Source organism: Streptomyces sp. NPDC101393 (assembly GCF_044767385.1).
Lineage (GTDB): Bacteria > Actinomycetota > Actinomycetes > Streptomycetales > Streptomycetaceae > Streptomyces.
The window spans coordinates 392,475-413,697 of sequence record NZ_JBIWNU010000006.1 but is presented as its reverse complement, the minus strand read 5'-3'; the positions used below and the strand labels follow the sequence as shown (position 1 = coordinate 413,697).

Genomic DNA, 21,223 nt, shown 5'->3' with positions numbered 1-21,223 from the left:
CGCCGTCCGCCTCAGCCGTCCGCCGTCAGCCGCAGCGAGATGCTGTTGATGCAGTACCGCTGGTCGGTGGGGGTGGGGTAGCCCTCGCCCTCGAAGACGTGGCCGAGGTGGGAGCCGCAGCGGGCGCAGCGGACCTCGGTGCGGACCATGCCGTGGGCGCGGTCCTCCAGGAGTTCCACGGCGTCGGAGTCCTTGGGGTCGTAGAAGGACGGCCAGCCGCAGTGGCTCTCGAACTTGGTGCCGGAGCGGAAGAGTTCGGCGCCGCAGGCGCGGCAGGAGTAGACGCCCTCGGTCGTGGTGTCGGTGTACTCACCGACGAAGGCGGGCTCGGTGCCGGCCTTGCGGAGCACCTGGTATTCGGCGGGGGTCAGCTCGGCGCGCCACTGCTCGTCGGGCTTGTCGATCTCGTACGGCATCTGGGGTGCCTCCTTGGCTCAGCTGCCCAGGCGGGACAGGATGGCGGGGCCGAGGTCGGTCACATCGCCCGCGCCCATGGTGAGAACAAGGTCACCGGGCTTGGTCATTCCGGCGATGACGTCCGGGACGGCGGCCTGGTCGCTCTCCGCCGTGACCTCCGCGCCGGCGCCGCGGGCGGCGTCGATGATCACGGTGCTGGTGACGCCGGGGATCGGGTCCTCGCGGGCGGGGTAGATGTCCAGGACGACCGAGGCGTCGGCGAGGGCGAGCGCCTGGCCCATTTCCTTGCCCAGTTCCTGGGTGCGGGAGTAGAGGTGCGGCTGGAAGACGACGATGATGCGGCCGCCGGCGTCCTGGACCGCGCCGCGGATGGCGTCCAGGTCGGCGTTCATCTCGGTGGGGTGGTGCGCGTAGGAGTCGATGACCTGCACCCCGGCCGCCTCGCCCTTGAGCTGGAGGCGGCGCTTGACGCCGGTGTAGGTGCCGAGCGCGGACGCGAGGTTGTGCGGCGGGAGGCCCATGGCGACGCCGGCGGCGAGGGCGGCGACGGCGTTGTGGGCGTAGTGGCTGCCGGGCACCGAGACGGTGAAGGTGAGGATCTTGCCGCTGGTGAGGATGACGCTGACGTCGCTCGTCAGGCCGCGCGGGTTGACCTTGAGGATGCGGACGTCGGCGTCCTTGGACTCGCCGTAGGTGACGACCTCGATGTCGAACCGGCCGGAGATCTTGGCGGTCAGCTCGCGGGCGCCTTCGTGGTCGGCGGAGATGACGAGGGTGCCGCCGGGGCGGATGCGGCCGACGAAGGTCTCGAAGGAGTCGTAGATCTCGTCCATCGAGGCGTAGTTGGCGTGGTGGTCCAGCTCCACATTGAGGACGATGGCGACCTCGGGGGCGTACTTGTGGAAGCTGCGGTCGCTCTCGTCGGCCTCGGCGACGAAGATCTCGCCGCTGCCGTGATCGGCGTTCGAGCCCGGGGCGTCGAGATCGCCGCCGATGGCGTACGACGGCTTGAGGCCGAGCGAGCCGAGGGAGACGGCGAGCATCGAGGTGGTGGTGGTCTTGCCGTGGGTGCCGGCCACGGCGATCGGACGCAGGCCGTCCATCAGGGAGGCGAGGGCGTCGGAGCGGTGCACGACCGGGATGCCGCGCTCCTGGGCCGCGGCCAGCTCGGGGTTGTCGGGCCGGATCGCGGAGGAGACGACGACGGCGGTGGCGTCCGCGGCGAGGTGCTCGGGGGCGTGGCCGAGGTGGACGGTGGCGCCGAGGGCGCGCAGGGCCTGGGTGGTCGCGGAGTCCTTGGCGTCGCTGCCCGCCACCTGGGCGCCGCGCTGGGCGAGGATCTTGGCGATGCCCGACATGCCGGCGCCGCCGATACCGATGAAGTGCGGCCGGTCCATCGAGGCTGGGATGGCGGGTGCCATGGGCGGGTCTCCCTGATCGTCGCGAGCGGTGGTACTGCCGTCGATTCTCGCACCCGGCACCGGCAGTGCCGGTCTCCGCACCCGGCCGACGCCCCGGGGCGGCCGTCCGGTGGGCCCGCCGGGGCGCGTTTCAGCGGCGGATCAGGCCCCTCGCGGTGGCGGCGGCGACCGCGGAGGTGCGGGAGTCGACGCCCAGCTTGGCGTAGATGTGGACGAGGTGGGACTTGACGGTTGCCTGGCTGAGGAAGAGCGCCTTGCTGATCTGCGCGTTGGACAGGCCGTCGGCGACGAGCTGGAGGACTTCGGTCTCGCGGCGGGAGAGGGCGGTGGCGGGGGTGCGCATCCGGTCCATGAGGCGCAGCGCGATGGTGGGCGCGAGCGCGGACTTCCCGGCGGCGGCGGTGCGTACGGCGGCGGCCAGCTCTTCCGGCGGGGCGTCCTTGAGGAGGTAGCCGGTGGCCCCGGCCTCGATGGCGGCGAGGATGTCGGCGTCGGTGTCGTACGTGGTCAGGACGAGGACGCGGGGTGCGCCGTCGCGGGCGGTGATGGCGGCGGTGGCCTGCGAGCCGAGCATCCGGCCGCCGAACTGGAGGTCCATCAGGACCACGTCGACGTCGAGCCGTGCGGCGAGGCCGACGGCCTCTTCGGCGGTGGGGACGTCGGCGACGATCTCGAAGTCCGGTTCGGTCTCCAGGACGGCGCGCAGCCCGGCGCGTACGACGGGGTGGTCGTCGGCCAGCAGCAGCCGGACGCAGGCGGTGCCGGGGTGGAAGGTCATGCGGCGGGCCCCTCGGGGGTGGCGTCCGCGGGGCCGGCGGGCGGCGGATCGGCCGCCGTGTCCGGGCCCGCCGGGCAGGGCAGGGTGACGGCGACGGCGGTGCCTTCGCCAGGGGCGGATTCGACGGCGAGGGTGCCGTGCAGGGCGCGGGCCCTGGCGCGCATCGCGGACAGGCCGAAGCCGGTGCCGCTGACGGCCGCCGAGCCCGGTGCGGGCACCTCGGACGGGGTGAATCCGGCGCCGTCGTCGACGACGTCGAGGGCGACCTCGGTGTCCATGTAGCTGAGGGTCAGTTCGACGCGGTCGGCGGCGGCGTGCTGGACGGTGTTGGCGAGCGCGGACTGGGCGATGCGCAACAGCGCGACCTCGTGCGGGGTGGGGAGTTCGGTGGGGGCGCCGGAGAGATGGCAGTGCACGGCGAGGCCGGAGGAGCGGGCGGTGGTGGCGCACAGCCGCTCCAGGGCGGCGTGCAGCGAGCCGCCTTCCAGGTCGGGCGGGCTGAGGGCGCGGACGAAGCGGCGGGCCTCGGCGAGGTTGTCGACGGCGGTGCCGCGGGCTTGCCGGATGTGGCCGAGGGCGGTGCCGGGCCGGTCCGGGATGGCGCGTTCGGCGGCCCGCAGCAGCAGCTGGATGCTGGACAGGCCCTGCGCGAGGGTGTCGTGGATCTCGCGGGCCAGCCGCTCGCGCTCGGCGAGGACGCCGGCGGCGTGTTCGGCGGCGGCCAGTTCGCTGCGGGCCTCGGTCAGCTCCTCGATGAGGCGGCGGCGCTGTTCGCTCTCGCGGTAGAGGGCCTGGTAGCCGAGGACGACGGCCACCGCGACGGCGGCGCCGAGAGCGGGGCCGATGACCGTGCCGACGGCCAGCGCCCGGGTGTGCCAGGCGAAGCCGGCGATCGCGACGACAGTGGTGAGGGCGACGGCGGGCAGCGCCCAGCGCAGCGGCAGCAGGTGCAGCTGGACGAAGAACAGCGGGAACGCCAGCCAGACACCGTCCTGGGTGAGGGCGAGCAGCACCATCCAGACCAGGGCCACGGCGGTGAGCCAGAGGGCGGCGGCGGGCGTCGAGCTGCGGACCCGGGGCAGCACGGGCCCCGCGGCGTACAGCGCGAACAGCAGCACGGCGGTGGCGAGGACGGCCGGGGCGTGCGGGGCGTGGTCGGCCAGTGCGCGTACGGCGGCGAGCGCGAGCAGCGCGGCCACCATCAGGTGGAGGCAGCTGCGCAGCACGCGTAGGACGGGGGTGAGGGAATGATCGATCACGGCTTCTCCAGGCTAAGTGGCCGTCCCCGCCGCGGCATCAATCAAAAGGTGGAGCGGCGCACGCGCCTTTCGATGCCGGTGAACCGCTCCCCGGCGCGATGCCCGCGGGCCTCTCGGCGGGCGACGGTGGGAACCAGTCGCCGGGCAACGGGTCCGGCACCGTGGCCGAGGATGGCAGGACCTGTGTTCGTCGCCTGGAGAGACCTGAGGTTCGCGAAGGGGCGGTTCGCCCTGATGGGGACCGTCATCGTGCTGATCACCGTGCTGGTGGGGCTGCTGTCCGGCCTGACGGCGGGCCTGGGGCGGGAGAACACCTCGGCGATCACCTCGCTGCCCGCCGACCACCTGGTGTTCTCGGCGCCCGCCGAGGGCAGCGAGGTGTCGTTCACCGATTCGCGGCTGCCGGAGAGGACGCTGCGGGACTGGGCGGCGGTGCCGGGGGTACGGCACGCGGAGCCGCTGGGGATCGCCACGGCGAAGGCGGCGGCGGGCAGCCGGACGGCCGCGCTGTCGGTGTTCGGGGTGGGGTCCGCGTCGCGGCTGGCGCCGGAAGGGGGGCGGCTCGGCGACGGCGAGGCGGTGCTGTCCGAGAAGGCCGCCGAGGCGTTGGGGGTGCGGGCCGGCGGTGCCCTGTCGCTGGGCGGCCGTACGGTGCGGGTCTCGGCGGTGTCGGGTGAGGGCATGTACAGCCATACGCCGGTCGTCTGGACCTCGCTCGGCGACTGGCGGAAGCTGGCCGGCGGCTCCGGGGGCGCGACCGTGCTCGCGCTGTCCACCACCGGGGGCGCCGATCTGGGCGCCGCCGACAAGGATCTCGGCACCCGGACGGTGACCGCCGCCGATGCCCTGACGGCGATCGGCTCGTATTCCGCGGAGAACGGTTCGCTGCAGCTGATGCGCGGGTTCCTGTTCGCCATCTCGGCGCTGGTGATCGGCGCGTTCTTCACGGTGTGGACGATCCAGCGCAGCGGCGACGTCGCCGTCCTGAAGGCGCTCGGGGCCTCCACCCGCTATCTGCTGCGCGACGCGCTCGGCCAGGCCGTCGTCCTGCTGGCGCTCGGCACGGGCCTGGGGACCGCGCTCGCCGCCGGGGTGGGGGCCGCCGTCGGCGGCACCGTCCCGTTCGTGCTCGACCCGTCGACCGTGCTGGTCCCGGCCCTGATCATGATCGCGCTCGGTGCCGTCGGCGCCGGGCTGTCCATCCGCCGCATCACGTCCGTGGACCCGCTAACCGCCCTGGGAAGTGCCCGATGAGCCTCGTACTGACCGATGTCACCCTCACCTACCCCGACGGCGGTGCGCGGCTGACCGCACTGGACTCGGTCTCGCTGACCGTGCCGGCCGGCAGCCTGACCGCGGTGATCGGGCCGTCCGGCTCCGGCAAGTCCAGCCTGCTGGCGGTGGCCGCCACCCTGATCGCCCCGGACAGCGGCCGGGTGGTCATCGACGGCACGGACATCGCGGGGCGCAGCCGGGCCGCGCTGACGGCGTTGCGCCGCACCACGGTCGGCACGGTTTTCCAGCAGCCGAATCTGCTGCCGTCGCTGACGGCCGCCGAGCAGCTGCAGGTGATGGCGCATCTCGACGGCCGCTCGCCCCGCAAGGCGGCGGCGCGGGCCCGGGACCTGCTGGCGGCGGTCGGTCTGGCCGATCAGGCCGGCAGGCGTCCGCACCAGCTGTCGGGCGGCCAGCGACAGCGGATCAATATCGCGCGGGCGCTGATGAACGATCCTGCGGTACTGCTGGTGGACGAGCCGACGAGCGCGCTGGACCACGAGCGGGGTGCGGCGGTGCTGGATCTGCTGACCACGCTCACCCGTCAGCGCGGCACGGCGACGGTGCTGGTCACCCACGACCGGGCGCATCTGGACGCGGTCGACGAGGTCGCCGAGGTGCAGGACGGGCGGCTGACGTCGCGGGCGGGCGCCGCGCGCTGAGACGTGGTCCGCTCAAGATCCCCGGCCGCCGCGCGCCCGGGGATCGCGGCGCTTCTCAGCTTCCGGCCGCGTCCTGGGCCGGGTCGTCGATGGCGTGGGCGAACAGCTTGAGCACCGGCACCCCGACCTTGTGGCGGGCGCGGGAGGCCCAGTCGCGGTGGAAGAACTCCTCGACGAAATGCGGGGTGGTCAGCACGATCACCTCGTCGGCGCCGGTCTCGTCGACGATGGCTTGCAGCAGGTCGAGGGGGTGGTCCTCGACCACCTGTCCGGCCGCCTGGGCGCCGACGGCGCGCAGTGCGGCCAGGGTGTGGGCGAGGGCCTGTTCGGCGGTGAGTTCCGCCGTCCGGCCCTCCGGTTCGCCGCCTTCCCGTACGGCGTCATCGAACTCGCCGAGGGCGACGTCGTCGATCGCCCGCAGCAGGACGTCCTGCTCGCCGCGTGGCTGCATGAGGACGACGAAGGAGACCTGGTCGTCGCCGTGCAGGGTGGCAACGAAGTCCACGTCGGCGGGCGTCAGGGGCTTCTCGATCATCAATACGCTCGTGAACACGACGGGCGCCCTTCTTCTCTTCTTCCGGGGCCCGCATGGCGCAAAGCCCCACAGAAAACATCCTGCCCCGTCGCCACACGGGGCCTGTTGGCTTTAAGTGTGCCCAACGGAAGCTAAGCGGAACGGGTAATTCCGCTGATTGTCACGACCGACGGTAGCGGGTGAAGAGGAACCCGGCCTCCTCCAGTACGGATGCGAGGGCGAACCGCTCCGGGACCGGCACCGCGGGACCGTTCATGATCCGCGGCGCCCCGCCCACCGTGACGACGGGAGCCAGCGTCAGACACAGCTCGTCCAGCGCACCGGCCGCCGCGAACTGGCCCAGCAGCGTCGGCCCGCCCTCGGTGAGCAGCCGGGTGTGCCCCCGTTCGGCCAGCACGGCGGCCACCCGCGCCGGATCGACGCCGGGACCCTCGCCCGCGAACAGCACCTCGACGCCCGCGGCACGCGCCGCGGCGACGCGGTCGGCGGGGGCACCCGCGCCCGTCAGGACGAGGGTCGGGACCAGCGGCGACGTGAACAGCGGGAGCGAGAAATCCAGCCCGAGGCCCGCGGTCACCACGGCGATCGCGGGAGCCGCACCCTGGCCCGCGGCGGCCCGGCGGGCGGCGAACGCCTCGCGGGCGCGGGCCGGCCGGTAGCCCTCCTGGCGAACCGTTTCCGCGCCGACCACCACCGCGTCCGCGAGCCCCCGCAGCACCCCGAAGATCCGCATGTCCGCGGCACCGGAGAGCGGCTGCGAGCGGCCGTCGTGATGTGCCGCGCCGTCCATGGAGGAGACCATGTTCGCGCGCAGCCAGCCGGGGCGGCCGGCCCGCACGGGGGCGTCCGCCGCGACATACGCGTAGGCGTCGGCCAGCTCGTCCAGGGTCCACTCGCGGTCGTCGGCACCGGGCCCCGCCGGGGGGCTCACGGCGGCACCGGCCGGGTCGGTCGGGACGGCGGACGGGGCTTCGAAGGGGAACAGGCGTCGCATGGCCGCAGTGTGACATGGCTCGCTCACGGACCGTCGCCCCGCGCACAGCGACTAGGCTGGACGGCTGTGTCGCCTTCCGAGCCCTCCTCGTCCCCCTCCCCGCAGCCCGCCCCCGCAGCCGGAGCGCCGGCCGACGGGAGCGACGCGGCCCCCGCCGCGCTGACCGCCCGCGCACCGCACGTCCCGGCCGAGCGGCTGGTCGCCGAGATGGTGCCCCCGCCCCGCTTCCAGGGGGCCCGCTTCGCCACATATATCCCGGACCCGAAGCAGGCCAGCCAGGCCGAGGCCGTGCAGGTGCTGAGCGCCTTCGCCGCGAGCATCGACGGCGGGACGGCCACGGGCGGCGGCAAGCGCCGCTGGTTCGGCATCGGCGGGAAGAAGGACACCCCCAAGGGGCCGCGCGGCGTCTATCTGGACGGCGGCTACGGCGTCGGCAAGACCCACCTGCTGGCCTCCCTCTGGCACGCCACCGACGCCCCGCCCGAGCGCAAGGCGTTCGGCACGTTCGTCGAGCTGACCAACCTCGTCGGCGCGCTCGGCTTCCAGCAGACCGTCCGCACCCTCGGCGAGCACCGCCTGCTGTGCATCGACGAGTTCGAGCTGGACGACCCGGGCGACACCGTCCTGGTCTCCTCCCTGCTGCGCAAGCTGGTGGAGGCGGGCGTCGCACTGGCCGCCACCTCCAACACGCTGCCCGGCAAGCTCGGCGAGGGCCGGTTCGCGGCAGCCGACTTCCTGCGCGAGATCCAGGGCCTCGGCGCCCACTTCCGGCCGCTGCGGATCGACGGCGAGGACTACCGTCACCGCGGTCTGCCCGAGGCGCCCGCGCCGTACGACGACGAGACGGTCACCCGCACCGCGTACCGCACCCCCGGCGCCTCGCTCGACGACTTCCCCTCCCTCCTGGAGCATCTGTCCAAGGTGCACCCCAGCCGCTACGGCGCGATGTGCGACGGCATCGAGGCGGTCTGCCTCACCGACGTCCAGGCGGTGCCCGACCAGTCCACCGCGCTGCGCCTGGTGGTGCTCGCCGACCGGCTCTACGACCGCGAGGTGCCCGTGCTGACCTCGGGCAAGGCCTTCGACGAGCTGTTCAGCGACGAGATGCTGCGCGGCGGCTACCGCAAGAAGTACTTCCGGGCCATCTCCCGGCTGACGGCGCTGGCCCGCGACGCGGGGCCCCTCGTGGTGTCCTAGGGACAGGGGGACATCCGGGGGACGGCGCTTCGCGCATGGTTCCCGGCGGCCGGGGCGCGTGATACACACATGCGGGTCACGTCACCTGTCCGCCAACAGGGAGTTGCCCATGTCTGCGACACGACGTCAGATCCTGGCCAGAACCGGTGCGCTGGGCGCCGGGATCGCCTTCTCCGGGAGCCTCACCGAGCTCTTCGCGGGGACCGCGACCGCCCAGAGCATGGGAAAGAGCGGCTACGGTCCGCTGGTCCCCGACCCCGACGGCCTGCTCGACCTCCCCAAGGGCTTTCGCTACAAGGTCCTCTCCCGGGAGGGCGACCCGCTGCTGTCCGGTGAGGGCAAGGTGCCCAGCAACTGCGACGGGATGGCCGCCTTCCCCGGGCCGCACGGCCATCGCGCCCGTACCCACCTCGTGCGCAACCACGAGAACCGCACGGGGTCCCGCTCCGCCGTCCCCACCGTTCCCGACCTGACCTACGACCCCGGTGGTGAGGGCGGCTGTACGGCGCTGGAGCTGGACGGGGACAACACCGTCCGCTCCGAGCGGGTCGCCATCGCCGGTACCTCCACCAACTGCGCGGGCGGCCACACCCCTTGGAACACCTGGCTGACCTGCGAGGAGACGGAGTTCAGGGCGGGCGAGGAGAACTACACCAAGGACCACGGCTTCATCTTCGAGGTCGACCCGTACGACCCGCGGCGCACCGGCGCCGTCCCGCTGACCGCGATGGGCCGCTTCCAGCACGAGGCGATCGCCGTGGACCCCGGCACCGGCGCGGTCTACGAGACCGAGGACGCCTTCGAGAAGCCGTTCGGGCTCTTCTACCGCTTCCTGCCGGACAAGCCGATGGGCGGCCGTGGCTCGCTGCGCGCCGGCGGCCGCCTCCAGGCGCTGCGGGTGCCCGGTGTACCGGACCTGTCCACCGTCCAGCGGCCCGGCGCCTCCTTCGACCATGTCGCCTGGGTCGACGTCCCCGACCCGCTGGCGTCCGAAACCCCCATCCGCTTCCAGGACTTCGGCCCCCAGGGCATCACCCACGCGCAGAAGCTAGAGGGCTGCTACTGGGGCGGCTCCTGCGTCTACTTCGTGTCCAGCTTCGCGCACAGCGACGAGGGCTCGGCGGCCGACCACTACGGCCAGATCTGGAAGTATGACCCGAAGCGGCGCCGGCTCACCCTCGTCGTCGTCTTCGGTCCGGACAGCGATCTCCAGCTGCCCGGAGAGTCGCCCGACAACATCTGTCTGGCGCCCAGCGGCGGCCTGATGGTCTGCGAGGACGGCGAGGGCGCCCAGCACGTCTTCGGTCTGACCCGGCGCGGACAGGTCTACGCGATGGCGCGCGGGCGGCAGAACATCGGCACCCCCGAGAAGCCGGCCTGGGGCGAATTCGCGGGCGTCACCTTCGCTCCCGACCACCGCACGATGTTCGTCAACTGCTACACGCCGGGAACGACATTCGCGGTGACGGGCCCCTGGCACCACTGACGGGTCCGGCCCGGCGTCAGCCGGAACAGGCCGAGCGCTGCGCCTCCTGCCATTCGCAGAGGGGGCAGCGCACGATGCCGGGCCGGGTGACCGGGTGCTCGGTGGGCTCGCCGCACTGCACGCAGTCGGCGTACGGCGGGCCCGCCGGCCCGGGAGCGGCGGCGCCCGCGGTGGTGTCGGCGCCGGTGTCGGGATCGTGGGTGCCCTGCATGGCGTCGAGGTTACGCCGGTGCGCCGGGCCGGTCAGGTGCGGCGGGAGCTGAGGGCGCAGGCAGCGGCGGTGGCGGCGGCCGCGATCACGGCGGTGGCGGCGAGCGGCAGCCAGGGGACGTGGACCGTGCCGTCCAACGAGCCGGTGACCAGGCCCGACACGGCGGCGTTGGCGGGCGAGGCGCCCAGCACGGACAGCAGCAGCGCGGCCAGCAGCCCGGCCGGGACGGCCGCGGCGGGGCTGCGCAGGACCGGCCGGTTGCACAGGGCGCCGATGGCCAGGCCCAGCAGCAGACAGGCCAGCGCGGCCGCCAGTCCGGCACCGGTCGCCGCCGGAACCGGCACGGCGACCCGGTGGCCGGAGGAGTGCGGGTCGGACAGCAGGGCGACGAACGCCGTACCGAGGAGCGCGAGCAGCACCGAGGCGCCCGCCGCGGTCAGCACGGCGGCGAGGTGGACGCGTCCGGGTCCGGCGGCGGCTGCGGCGCAACTACGGGCGGCCGGTGGCTCGTTGGTGACGCAGATCCGGGTCAGCCAGACCGCGATCGGCAGCAGTCCGGCGGCGGCGAAGCCGTACGCGTCGAGGATCGGGCCGCCCGTCTGCACGCCGACGGCCAGGAACGCCGCGTAGAGGATCACCGGCGGCAGCCAGCGGTGCGAGCCGATGAGCAGCGCCGCCTGATAGCGGAGGAGAGCGGTCACGGGAGGGGGGCCTCGTCGGGGTCGGGGGCGGGGGCCGGGGTGGCGGAAGCGGCGTCGTCCGGGGCGGCGGTGACCGAGCGGATGTGCCGGGGCGGCCGGGCGGTGAGCAGGGCGCGCAGCAGCGCGTCGGAGTGGGCGGCCGGGACGGTGAGCCGGGTCGTGCCGTCCGCACCCGCGGCGACGTGCGGTGCGCCCGGCAGCCGCCGCGCGGGGTCCGGTGCGCCCTCCACCTCGATGATCATGCGCGGGCCCGCCGGGGGCGCGGCGTCCGCCGCCGCGCGGCCCTCGCCCGGCAGCAACCGCCCCTCGGCGACGCGGTAGCGGGCGTCGTGGGCGCCCTCCAGGCGGCGCGGATCGTGGTCGACGAAGACGACGGTGGCGCCGTCCGCGACCCGTTCGGCGACCGCGCGGTCCAGGACGTCCCGGGCTGCGTGGTCCAGGCCGGTCCAGGCCTCGTCCAGGACGAGCAGTCCGGGCTCGGCGAGCAGCGCCTGGGCCACCGCGACCTTCTGGCTGGTCCCCTTGGACAGCTGGGCCAGCGGGGTGCGCGCGTGCCCGGCCGCCCCGAAACGCTCCAGCCATTCCGTGGCGCGGCGGGCGGCCTGCGGGCCGTGCAGGCCGTGGATGCGGCCGAGGTGGGTGAGGTAGCCGACGGCGGTGAAGGGCAGGGCGGCCGGGAACCGCTCGGGCACGTACGCGGTGCGCGGGCGGCCGGTGATGCGTCCGGCGCTGGGCCGGTCGATGCCGGCGAGCAGGCGCAGCAGGGTGGACTTCCCGCTGCCGTTGGTGCCCTCGACCCGCACCAGCGCGTGGGCGGGCACGTCGAGATCCACCTCCCGCAGCACCCAGGGCCCCCGCATCCCGTAGCGCCGCCCGACCCCGTCCAGTCTCATGCCGCCCTCTCCCCGTTCCGTTTGCCGCTCGTCGATGTCACCGGATCAGTTGGCTGCCTTCTCGGGGCGCAGCTCGCTGGGTCGTACGATCACGAAACCCTCACCGTCCAGGCGGAGTTGGACCGCCTCGCCGGAGCCGCCGCGGATCATCGAGCCGACGCTCTGCGAGCGCTGCAGGGAGGTCTGCAGGGAACTGCTCCAGCCGACCACGGCATCGGTGTCGACGAAGACCGGGGCCTGCGGGGAGACCGGGATGACGATGGGGTTGCCCTCGCACATCACGCCCAGTTTGCCCTGGCCGCTGAAGACGGAGTTGAAGAGCCCGCCACCGACCATGCCGGCGCCCTTGACGACCTTTATCTCGTAGGAGAGGGACGGGTCGAAGCACAGGACGTTGCGGCCGTTGACGGTGAGGCCGTCGCCCTCGGCGAGGTCGATGATGAAGCAGTTGGCGGCCTCGTGGGCGAACCACACCTCGCCCTGGCCGCGTACGGCCATCAGCGCCAGCCCCTCGCCGGTGACGGCGCGCTTGAGGAATTTGCCGACGCCCTGCCCCTGCTTCTCGAACTGCAGGTTGCCGCGGTAGGCGATCATCGAGCCCTGGCGGGCGTAACACTCGCCGTTCAGCGCGTACTTGATCGACTTCGCGTTCTGCTGCGTCATGCCGGGCGCGGCCGCCGGCTTGGCCATGTTCTCCGCGGAGAAAAGGTCACTGTTCATGACGAGGATGCTAGGACGTGACGGTGAACGGTCACGGGTGGTTGGCGCTTCCGGCAACGTATTCCGCGCCGGCGGCCGTTCGGAAAGGGGACAGCGGCGCCCCGGGGCGGGCGGCCGCGCCCTCCCTGCCGGTGGCGGCTGGCAGACTGGGCGGGTGAGCAGCATCGACACCACCGGCACGGCCGGCCCCGCCGACGACGGTTCCCCCGGCCCGTTCCACCACGAGGAGACCGGCCGGGACGCGGCGCGGCAGTTCGTGCTGCCGCTCGTCGCGCGCATCGAGCGGGCCGCGCCGCCCGCGCGTACGGACGCGCTGCAGACGGCGGCGCGCGCGGTACTCGTGCTGCTGTCCGACGAGCGGGCGGACGGGGACGGCGAGTGGGCCCAGGCGGTGCGGGACTGGCAGGACGCCCGGATCCGGAAGGTGGTGCGGCGGGCCCGCGGCGCGGAGTGGCGGCGCGCCGAGGCGCTGCCGGGGATCACGGTCCGCGGTGCGGACGCCGAGGTGCGGGTCTTCCCGCCGGTGCCGCTGGACGGCTGGCCGAAGGATCTGGCGCGGCTGCAGGTGTCGGGGACGGAGCTGGCGGACCCGGAGCCGCCCGGGGCGCCCGATGAGAGCCTGCCGGTGCTGTGGCTCAATCCGGAGCTGGAGATGTCCGCCGGCAAGGAGATGGCGCAGGTCGGTCATGGCGCGCAGCTGGCCTGGTGGGAGCTGTCCGAGGACGAGCGTGCGGTCTGGCGCGACGCCGGCTTCCCGCTCGCGGTGCGGACCGCGCCGCCGTCGGCCTGGGACGCGCTGACCCGCGGCGGGCTGCCTGTGGTGCGCGACGCGGGCTTCACGGAGATCGCCCCCGGAAATACCGTCGCCGTCGAAGGGGTGGACCGCATCCGGTCCCTCCCGCACTGAGGACGGCGCTCGCGGGCCGCTCCCGCGCCGATCGCGCCCTGCCACCGATGCCCGCCGATGCCCTCCGGCCCCGTGGAGCCCGAGGACATCGGCATGGCGGATCGGGCGGTGTATCAGGTGGTGAGGGTGGCGACGGGGTCGAAGCCGTAGGTACGGGCGTAGCCGTTCTCGGTGCCGACGAGGAGGTCGACGACATCGAAGTAGCGGTCCCAGAAGGGCGTTTCGCGCAGCGCGTCGATGAGGAGCTGGTAGGCGCCGTGGTCGTCGGCCTCCCAGACCCAGACGTCGGTGACGCGGGTGGAGTAGAACTCCGTGTCGTAGAAGCGTGAGCGGACGCCGGTGGTCTTGGCCTTGATGGCGGGGATCACCTGGGTGGCGAAGGCGTTCACCCGTTCCTCGGGCGTCATGGCGAGCCACTCGGGCTTGGTCTTGATGAGCATGAACGCGGTGACCGGCGGGGTGGTTTCCTCAGCGGGCATGTCGGGGGCCTCCGTGGTGGCGGATCGTTCCGGTGCGGTGGGCAGCGTGTGTTCCGGCGCTGGGGTGACGCATCGTCAGGAGAGGACGGCGGGCTTGAGGGTCCGGGCGCACCACTCCTCGAAGGTGGTGGGGGACGCGCTGACCGGGGTGCGGGCGACGCCTGCGTCGAGGCCCTCGTCCTTGGCCCGCTTCATGTCGGCGATGCCCTGGACGAACGCCTCGTTGAGGCCGTGGCCTACGAGGCCGGTGCGGAGCTCGTCGAGCGGCTGGCGTTCGTAGCGGACGGGGCGGCCGAGCTGCTCGGTCATGATGCGGGCCAGATCGTTGGGCGACAGGTCCTGCGGTCCGAGGACCGGCACGCTGTCGCTGCCGGTCCAGGTGCGCTCCAGCAGCAGGCCGGCGGCGACGGCCGCGATGTCGGCGACGGCGACGAGGGGAGCCCGGCGGTCGGCGTCGACGGCGTCGGTGAAGACGCCCTTCTCACGGATCGAGTCGGCCTCCTCCAGCAGGTTCTCGAAGAAGGACGGGTTGGCCAGGGCCCGGTAGGCGACGCCGGTGTCGGCGAGGAGGCCGTCCATGGCGAGGGACGCGGTGACGAGCCCGGCATGGTCGGCGACCGGGGTGCCGCGGCCGAGCGCGGAGACGCCGACGACGTGGCCGACGCCGTGCGCGGCGAGGGCCTTCGCGGCGGGGCGGGTGAAACCGCGGTAGGCGTCGTCCGGGGTCAGGGAGGAGTCCGGGGGGACGAGCCAGAACACGGCGTCCGCACCCTCGAAGGCCCGGTCGACGACCTCGGGGTCGCCGTGCGAGCCGGTGATCACCTCGACGCGTTCGCGCACCGCTTCGGGAAGCCGCGCGGGGTCGCGCACGATCACGCGCAGTTCCTCGTCGTGAGCGGGGGCCGACTCCAGGAGCAGGGGCAGCAGATGGCGCCCGATGTTCCCGGTGGGGGCAGTGATGACGATCATGAAAACCTCTTGGGTCGTGCCGGATCGGTACGTCCCTCATCCTGCGGAGGCCCCGGGCGTTGCCACAATGGGAACTTCAGCACAGGATCATTGCCTGAAATGGAATTATGCCGATGAGCAGCAGTACCGAGCCTGTCTTCGACGCCCATCTCGCCGTCGCGCTGGACGCGCTGCTGGCCGAGCAGAGCGTCACCCGCGCCGCCGCCCGCCTGCACACGTCGCCCGCCGCCATGAGCCGCACCCTCGCCCGCCTCCGGCGGATCCTCCAGGACCCCCTCCTGGTCCGGGCCGGCCAGAGCATGGTGCCCACCCCCCGCGCCCAGGCCCTGCGCGATGAGGCCGCCACGGTGGTGCGCAGCCTCGGTGCACTGCTCACTCCCGGCGCCGGCGTCGACCCCGCCACCCTGCGCAGCACCTTCACCCTGCAGACGGCCGACCTCGTCGGCGCGGCACTGGCCCCCGGGCTGCTGCGGCTGGCCCGGCAGGAGGCGCCAGGGGTTTCGTTGCGGTTCCGGGCCGAGGACCTGGAAGCCGGGCCGGCCCTGCGCGAGGGCCGGATCGACCTGGAGATCGGGTCCATCGACCACGTCGACCCCGAGACCCGGGTCGAGGAACTGGCCACCCTCCGGATGGCGGCGGCCGTCCGGCCCGGCCACCCCCTCGCCGAAGGGACCCTGACCCCGGACCGGCTCGCCGCCGCCGAACACGTCGTGGTGAGCCGACGCGGCCGCTTCACCGGCCCCCTGGACGCCGCCCTGGCCGAGCGGAACCTCCACCGGCGGGTCGCTGTCGTGCTCCCCGGTCACCTGGCCGCGATGACCCTGGCCGCCTGCAGCGATGTCGTCTGCCTGGTCCCCGTCGCACCAGCCGGCGCCGCCCCCTCCCCCCTCACCGACACCGCCACCGCCTTCGGCCTGCGCCTCCTCGACATCCCGCTGCCCCTGCCGCCCCTGGCCGTCGGCATGGCATGGCACCCCCGCCACGCGGCCGACGGCGGCCACCACTGGCTCCGCGACGCGGTCCGCCGGACCCTCGTACCCGGGAGCGCGACGACGTGACCGGGCAGGGGCCCTGCCGGCTGCGGGACCACGGCAGGCAGACGCGGAGTGCCTCGGCCATGGCCCTGGCAGGTGCGGGCTCCGGCGAAGCGCCGCCTGTCCGGCCTCCCCTGACGGGCCGTCTCCCGGCGTGGCCGGTGAGAGCGCGCCCGGCTCGTGCGTGGTCGCCGCCCGCCGTCCCGCGCCGCCGAAAAGGGGTGAGGGCGGCTGCCCGAAAGCGGGCAGGCGCCGGGGGGCCGCGGCCGGGCCCGCCGGGCGGGACGTACCGTTTCCTCCCGTGCTGACTTCTCTCCTCGGCTTCACCGTGGTGGCCGCCCTGCTGACCGTCTCCCCCGGCCCCGATTTCGCGGTGGTCCTGCGGACCGCCCTCGGCTCGGGGCGGCGAGCCGCGCTGTGCAGTGCGCTCGGCATCGCCGCCGGATGCTTCGTCTGGGGGCTGGCCGGTGCGGTCGGGCTGACGGCGATGCTGTCCGCCTCGCAACTGGCGTACGACCTCCTGCGGGTGGCCGGCGCGCTCTATCTGATGTGGCTGGGGGCGCAGGCCTTGCGCGCCGCCCGGAAGGCGGGCCCCGCGCAGCCGGACGCGGACCCGGCCGACGGCGGCGGTGCGGCGCCCCGGACGCCGCTGCGCGCCTTCCGCACCGGCCTGCTGACCAATGTCCTCAACCCCAAGGTCGGGGTGGTCTACATGTCGCTGCTCCCGCAGTTCATCCCGCACGGCGCTCCGGTCGTCGCGACGACGCTGCTGCTGGTGGCCGTGCACGCCGCGCTGGGCGTGCTGTGGCTGGGGACCATCGCCATGGCCGTGCACCGCGCGCGGGCCGTGTTCCGCCGACCGCGGGTGCGCCGCCGGCTGGACCGGGCGACCGGCGGTGTGCTGCTCGCGCTGGGCGCCGCGGTCGGGTTCGAGACCGCACGCTGACGCCGCGGTCAGCCCCCTCGATGCCCGTTCGGCGCCCCGGCGGAAGCTCAAATCCACCTCTGAACCCGGCGTGCGCGGGATTCGGCCCCCTGTGACGGGGCCATGAGTACGACAGCACGGAGCGAGAGGGGGACTGATGGAGCGCCTGGGTACGGGGATCGGCTGGCGACCGGAGATCGCCGCGGAGATCGCGGAGCTGCCGGGCATCGACTGGGTGGAGGTCGTCGCCGAGAACATCTGCGCCGACCACCTCCCGCCTGCCCTTGAGGAGCTGCGCGCACGCGGCACGACCGTCGTCCCGCACGGCGTCTCGCTGGGCCTGGGCGGCGCCGACCGCCCGGACCCCGACCGGCTGGCGGCACTCGCCGAACGCGCCCGGACGCTGGGCGCGCCGCTGGTCACCGAGCACCTCGCGTTCGTCCGGGCGGGCGGTTCGCTGACCGCCTCCCCGCGGATGGAAGCCGGGCACCTGCTGCCGGTGCCGCGTACCCGTGACGCGCTCGACGTGCTCTGCGAGAACGTCCGGATCGCCCAGGCCGCACTGCCGGTGCCGCTGGCGCTGGAGAACATCGCCGCGCTGGTCAACTGGCCGGGCGAGGAGATGAGCGAGGGCCGGTTCCTGTCCGAGCTGGTCGAGCGGACCGGGGTGCGGCTGCTCATCGATGTCGCCAACCTCCACACGAACCACGTCAACCGCGGCGAGGACCCGGCCACCGCGCTCGACGAACTGCCCCTCGACGCCCTCGCGTACGTCCATGTCGCGGGCGGTGTGGAGCGGGACGGCGTGTGGCACGACAGCCATGCCCACCCGGTGACCCGGCCGGTCCTGGACGTCCTCGCCGAGCTGTGTGCGCGGACCGTCCCGCCCGGCGTGCTGCTGGAGCGCGACGAGGACTTCCCCGAGGGCGGCGAGCTGGCCGGGGAACTCGACGCGATCCGGGTGGTGGTGAAGGAGGCGCGGGCGGCCGCACAGGAGGCCCGGGCCGCCGAGCGGGCCGGTCCGGTCGTGGAGCGGGCCGAGGGTGCGCCGGAGTCCCGGGGCGGGCCGGATTCCGGGGGCGGGCCGACCGACGCGGCGCGGCAGCGGCTCGCGCTCGCGCAGACCGCGCTGCTGTCGTCGCTGGTCGCGGGGACACCGGTGCCGGAGGGCTTCGACCCCGTGCGGCTGGGGGTGCAGAGCCGGGCGCTGACCGCCAAGCGGTCCTCCGTCGTGGCCAAGGTCGCCCCCGAGCTGCCGGAGATCCTCGGCGACGGCTACCACTCCGCGTTCCTCGGCTATGCCCGCCGGCGGCCGATGAGCGGCGGCTACCGCCAGGACGCGCTGGCCTTCGCGGCGCATCTGCTGGACCGGGATCTCCCCGAAGTCCCTGCGGCGCGGCGGCAGTTGGAGCAGTGGTGGCGCGACCGGTCCGGGCCGAGGCCGCCGTCCGCGGGCGCGGCGGCACGGCTCGTGCGGGCCGTACGGCTCGCTCTGCGCCGGCGGTAGGCACCCGGGACGAGCGGCGGAGGGCCGGCTCCGGATCGTGCGGGGTCCCGGATACCGAGATACCCGTTGGCGGCCGCGGCCCGGTTCCCGTAGAACCGACCTCCATGTGGCTCTTTTTCCTCCTTGCCGCCTGCACGGCGATGGGCCTTTCCTGTGCGCGGGTCTGCCGTGCCGCCGCGGCCGCCGCGCACCCGCCGCGGGTGGCCCCCGGCCCGCAGGAGGGCGACCGGGACGTGGAACTGACCGTGTACGAGACCGCCTACCTCTCCGGCGGCCCGCGCCGCATCGCCGAGGTCGCGCTGGTGTCGATGGCGCAGCAGCGCCGTCTGCTGCTCGCCCACACGGGCTGGGCGACGGTGGTCGTGCCGGTCGGCAGGGACGCCTTCGAGCTCGCCACCCTCGCCGCCATAGGGGACGGGGGACAGCGCCGGATACCGGCGGTGCGCGGCGAACTGGCCGGGGCCGACGAGGTGCGGAAACTGGCCGACCGGCTGGTCGCCTCCGGGCTCGCACTGCCGGACGGGGCCCGCAAGAGCCTCAGCGACGCGGTGCGGCAGCTGAAGGGCACCCTGCTCCTGGTGGCCGCGGCGGCCGCCGCGGCCGTGTGGATGGCGCCCTCCGGAACGGACGACGGGCTGCTCCTGGCGTGGTTCGCGCTGCCGGTGATCCTGGGCACCGCCACCTGGAGCCTGGCCCGCGGCGAGCTGCGCCCGTACGCCAGCTGGGCCACCACGGCGGGCGAGCGGCTGCTGCGGCGGGTCGTCTCCGAGGAGCCGCCGGACGGCCCCGGGTGCGCGGGCGGCCGGGGCGGGACCCGGCGCCACCCGGCGCCCGGCCGCCCCTCCCCCGCCCCGGTCCCGTCGCTGCTCTCGCTCGCCGTGCACGGCCCGGCCGCCCTCGCCGACCCGGCGCTGCGGGCCGCCCTGCACTCTTCCGGGGCATAGCGTCCGACACCTGTGCACGGTGCTTTACATCGGCAATCACCGCCTCAACTATCCCTTTTGTATGCACACCGTGCGGCCCGGCGCCCGGAGCCTCTCGCGCGCGCCCCGCACCCTGCACCACACGAAGGGACGGCTCGTGAGAGCACTCGCGTTGTACGGCACCATCGGGTCACTGGTCCTGACCGCCCTCGCCACCGCCCCCGCGGACGGCGCCACCGGACCCTCCGCGGCGCCGCCCGCCCCCGTTCCGCACCGCATCACCTTCGGCCGCTGCGCGCCGGTGGAACACCTTCCGGCGTCCGTCCAATGCGGCAGGCTGACCGTTCCGCTCGACTACGCGCGCCCCGACGGCAAGAAGATCAGCCTCACCGTGAGCCGGATCCGCGCCACCGCGCCCGGGGAACGGCAGGGCTCCCTGGTCTTCAACCCCGGCGGCCCCGGCGCCTCCAGCATGGATTTCCCGCTCTACGGCACGCTCCCCAAATGGCGCAGAACGGCCCGCGCCTACGACTTCGTCGGCTACGCGCCGCGCGGGGTGGGCCGCTCGGCGCCGCTCTCCTGCCAGGACCCCGAGAAGTTCTCCCAGGCGCCGACCGACAGTCAGGCGCACCCCACCGAGGCGTTCAAGCGCGCGAAGGTGGCCCAGGCGAAGGCGTACGCGCGCGGCTGCGCCCGCAGAGCCGGCGCGGACCTGCCGTTCTACAACTCCGTCAACAACGCCCGTGACCTGGACATGCTGCGGGCCGGGCTCGGTGAGGAGAAGCTGACGTACATGGGCGCCTCCTACGGGACGTACTTCGGCGCCGTCTACGCGACGCTCTTCCCCGGCCATGTCCGCCGGATGATCTTCGACAGCGTCGTCAACCCCGACCCCCGGCAGATCTGGTACCGCAACAACCTCGACCAGAACATCGCCTTCCAGGGCCGCTGGAGCGACTGGCTGCGGTGGGTCGCCAAGCACCACGCCGTCTACCGCCTCGGCAAGACCCCGAAGGCGGTGCAGCACGCGTACGACCGCGCGCTCAAGCGGGTGCGCCGTGCACCGGTCAACGGCACGGTCGGCGCCGCACAGTTGCAGGGGGCGTTCCTCAAGATCGGCTACAACGACGCCTACTGGCCGCTGCGCGCCGGCGCGCTCTCGGCCTATGTGCACGGCAATCCGAAGCCGCTGGCCCAGCAGGCCGCGCCGCGGTCCGAGGGCGCCAAGGAGGAGGAGAACGGCAACGCCGTCTACACCGCCGTGGAGTGCAACGACGCGGCCTGGCCGCGCGACTGGCGGACCTGGAACCGCGACAACACCGCGATCGCGCGGGTCGCCCCGTTCGAGACCTGGGACAACGCCTGGATGAACCTGCCGTGCGCCTTCTGGCCGGACCGCACCGAATCGGCCGAGGCGGGCATCGACGACGCCATCGGCAAGACCGCCCACCGGGCACGCGAGGGCGCCCCGGGCGGCGCGGCGCGCGACGAGCTGGCGGACGCGACCCGGCATGCGGCGGCGACCGAGGTGGACGCCGCGCTCAACGGGCGGCGCGACGCGATCGACGTCCGCACCGAGCCCGGCGCGCTGCCCCCGGTGCTGCTGCTGGCGGCCGAGCGCGACGGGGCGACGCCCTATCCCGGCGCGCTGGAGCTCCAACGGCGGCTGTCCGGTTCCTCGCTGGTGACGGAGAACGGGGCGGGCACGCACGGCATCGCGCTCGGCCCCAACGACTGCGTCAACAAGTACACCGAGGCGTATCTGCTGCACGGGAAGACCCCGGGGCACCGGGTGTACTGCGCGCCGCGCGCCGAGCCGGTGCCGGACAAGGCGGCGAAGGGGAAGAAGTGAACGGGTAGGTCCGGGCCGGTCACCGGGCCGGCGGGCCGGACCGGCGCGGCCGGGAAGCACAGCGGGCCGTCCCCTCGG

The 21,223-nt window shown here is 74.0% G+C and carries 22 protein-coding genes; 10 read left to right on the top strand and 12 right to left on the bottom strand.

Translation table 11 applies throughout. The features are described 5' to 3' along the window. Positions 1-11: 11 nt before the first annotated feature. From msrB to ACIRQ7_RS21510, 4 genes are all read right to left on the bottom strand, one after another. A complete protein-coding gene (msrB, locus tag ACIRQ7_RS21525) occupies positions 12-416 on the bottom strand; it encodes a peptide-methionine (R)-S-oxide reductase MsrB (protein ID WP_403668334.1) in 405 nt (134 codons plus the stop codon). A gap of 18 nt (positions 417-434) precedes the next feature. Beyond that, complete coding sequence (murC, locus tag ACIRQ7_RS21520; protein ID WP_404264410.1) at positions 435-1,838, bottom strand: UDP-N-acetylmuramate--L-alanine ligase; 1,404 nt, start codon at positions 1,836-1,838, stop codon at positions 435-437. A 130-nt stretch (positions 1,839-1,968) separates the two neighbouring features. Next, positions 1,969-2,616, bottom strand: coding sequence for a response regulator (locus ACIRQ7_RS21515; protein WP_404264409.1), 648 nt, complete (start codon positions 2,614-2,616; stop codon positions 1,969-1,971). After that, a complete protein-coding gene (locus tag ACIRQ7_RS21510; protein ID WP_404264583.1) occupies positions 2,613-3,818 on the bottom strand; it encodes a sensor histidine kinase in 1,206 nt (401 codons plus the stop codon). The genes ACIRQ7_RS21515 and ACIRQ7_RS21510 overlap by 4 nt, the downstream gene beginning before the upstream one ends. A 240-nt stretch (positions 3,819-4,058) precedes the next feature. On the opposite strand from ACIRQ7_RS21510, the gene ACIRQ7_RS21505 reads away from it, so the two are divergent. Continuing rightward, positions 4,059-5,129, top strand: coding sequence for an ABC transporter permease (locus ACIRQ7_RS21505; protein WP_404264582.1), 1,071 nt, complete (start codon positions 4,059-4,061; stop codon positions 5,127-5,129). After that, positions 5,126-5,812: an ABC transporter ATP-binding protein gene (locus ACIRQ7_RS21500; RefSeq protein ID WP_401470793.1), complete on the top strand. Its 687-nt coding sequence runs from the start codon at positions 5,126-5,128 to the stop codon at positions 5,810-5,812. The genes ACIRQ7_RS21505 and ACIRQ7_RS21500 overlap by 4 nt, the downstream gene beginning before the upstream one ends. 55 nt (positions 5,813-5,867) lie before the next feature. Here ACIRQ7_RS21500 and ACIRQ7_RS21495 read toward each other — a convergent pair whose 3' ends face one another. After that, positions 5,868-6,347, bottom strand: a complete 480-nt coding sequence (locus tag ACIRQ7_RS21495) for an indole-3-glycerol phosphate synthase (RefSeq protein ID WP_401471452.1) — start codon at positions 6,345-6,347, stop codon at positions 5,868-5,870. 160 nt (positions 6,348-6,507) lie between these two features. Beyond that, entirely contained in the window at positions 6,508-7,341 is an 834-nt protein-coding gene (locus ACIRQ7_RS21490) for a dihydrofolate reductase family protein (RefSeq protein WP_404264408.1), read from the bottom strand. Positions 7,342-7,407: 66 nt separating this feature from the next. Between ACIRQ7_RS21490 and zapE the strand changes: the two genes are divergently transcribed. Together zapE and ACIRQ7_RS21480 are read left to right on the top strand one after the other, a co-directional pair. Beyond that, complete coding sequence (gene zapE / locus ACIRQ7_RS21485; protein ID WP_404264406.1) at positions 7,408-8,538, top strand: cell division protein ZapE; 1,131 nt, start codon at positions 7,408-7,410, stop codon at positions 8,536-8,538. A 109-nt stretch (positions 8,539-8,647) separates the two neighbouring features. Beyond that, on the top strand, positions 8,648-10,024 hold the full coding sequence (locus ACIRQ7_RS21480; RefSeq protein WP_404264404.1) for an alkaline phosphatase PhoX: 1,377 nt from the start codon (positions 8,648-8,650) through the stop codon (positions 10,022-10,024). A 16-nt stretch (positions 10,025-10,040) separates the two neighbouring features. Here ACIRQ7_RS21480 and ACIRQ7_RS21475 read toward each other — a convergent pair whose 3' ends face one another. From ACIRQ7_RS21475 to ACIRQ7_RS21460, 4 genes are read right to left on the bottom strand one after another with little or no spacing between them, the layout of a single operon-like run. Then, positions 10,041-10,235 carry a hypothetical protein gene (locus tag ACIRQ7_RS21475; protein WP_404264403.1) on the bottom strand — a complete coding sequence of 65 codons (195 nt, stop codon included), beginning with the start codon at positions 10,233-10,235 and terminating at the stop codon, positions 10,041-10,043. A 32-nt stretch (positions 10,236-10,267) separates the two neighbouring features. Continuing rightward, positions 10,268-10,936, bottom strand: a complete 669-nt coding sequence (locus ACIRQ7_RS21470; RefSeq protein ID WP_404264401.1) for an ABC transporter — start codon at positions 10,934-10,936, stop codon at positions 10,268-10,270. Next, complete coding sequence (locus tag ACIRQ7_RS21465; RefSeq protein ID WP_404264400.1) at positions 10,933-11,829, bottom strand: ATP-binding cassette domain-containing protein; 897 nt, start codon at positions 11,827-11,829, stop codon at positions 10,933-10,935. The genes ACIRQ7_RS21470 and ACIRQ7_RS21465 overlap by 4 nt, the downstream gene beginning before the upstream one ends. A gap of 45 nt (positions 11,830-11,874) precedes the next feature. Further along, positions 11,875-12,549 carry an AIM24 family protein gene (locus tag ACIRQ7_RS21460; protein ID WP_404264398.1) on the bottom strand — a complete coding sequence of 225 codons (675 nt, stop codon included), beginning with the start codon at positions 12,547-12,549 and terminating at the stop codon, positions 11,875-11,877. A 154-nt stretch (positions 12,550-12,703) separates the two neighbouring features. Here ACIRQ7_RS21460 and ACIRQ7_RS21455 point away from each other — a divergent pair, with 154 nt between their 5' ends. Continuing rightward, positions 12,704-13,456, top strand: a complete 753-nt coding sequence (locus tag ACIRQ7_RS21455; protein WP_404264396.1) for a peptidyl-tRNA hydrolase — start codon at positions 12,704-12,706, stop codon at positions 13,454-13,456. 113 nt (positions 13,457-13,569) lie between these two features. On the opposite strand, the gene ACIRQ7_RS21450 is transcribed toward ACIRQ7_RS21455, so the two are convergent. Together ACIRQ7_RS21450 and ACIRQ7_RS21445 are read right to left on the bottom strand one after the other, a co-directional pair. After that, positions 13,570-13,935 carry a darcynin family protein gene (locus ACIRQ7_RS21450; protein WP_404264395.1) on the bottom strand — a complete coding sequence of 122 codons (366 nt, stop codon included), beginning with the start codon at positions 13,933-13,935 and terminating at the stop codon, positions 13,570-13,572. Positions 13,936-14,010: 75 nt separating this feature from the next. Next, complete coding sequence (locus ACIRQ7_RS21445) at positions 14,011-14,904, bottom strand: NAD(P)H-binding protein (RefSeq protein ID WP_404264394.1); 894 nt, start codon at positions 14,902-14,904, stop codon at positions 14,011-14,013. 113 nt (positions 14,905-15,017) lie between these two features. Between ACIRQ7_RS21445 and ACIRQ7_RS21440 the strand changes: the two genes are divergently transcribed. The 5 genes from ACIRQ7_RS21440 (at position 15,018) to ACIRQ7_RS21420 (ending at position 21,145) form a co-directional block, all read left to right on the top strand. Next, complete coding sequence (locus ACIRQ7_RS21440; protein WP_404264392.1) at positions 15,018-15,962, top strand: LysR family transcriptional regulator; 945 nt, start codon at positions 15,018-15,020, stop codon at positions 15,960-15,962. 277 nt (positions 15,963-16,239) lie between these two features. Beyond that, positions 16,240-16,884 (top strand): LysE family translocator, encoded by a 645-nt coding sequence (locus ACIRQ7_RS21435; RefSeq protein ID WP_404264391.1) that lies wholly within the window; start codon positions 16,240-16,242, stop codon positions 16,882-16,884. A 136-nt stretch (positions 16,885-17,020) separates the two neighbouring features. Next, positions 17,021-18,370: a DUF692 domain-containing protein gene (locus ACIRQ7_RS21430; protein WP_404264389.1), complete on the top strand. Its 1,350-nt coding sequence runs from the start codon at positions 17,021-17,023 to the stop codon at positions 18,368-18,370. Positions 18,371-18,474: 104 nt separating this feature from the next. Further along, positions 18,475-19,314: a TIGR04222 domain-containing membrane protein gene (locus tag ACIRQ7_RS21425; RefSeq protein ID WP_404264388.1), complete on the top strand. Its 840-nt coding sequence runs from the start codon at positions 18,475-18,477 to the stop codon at positions 19,312-19,314. A gap of 136 nt (positions 19,315-19,450) precedes the next feature. Then, the gene (locus ACIRQ7_RS21420) at positions 19,451-21,145 is read left to right on the top strand and encodes an alpha/beta hydrolase (RefSeq protein WP_401470838.1); all 1,695 of its coding nucleotides are present in this window, start codon (positions 19,451-19,453) and stop codon (positions 21,143-21,145) included. Positions 21,146-21,223: the final 78 nt, after the last annotated feature.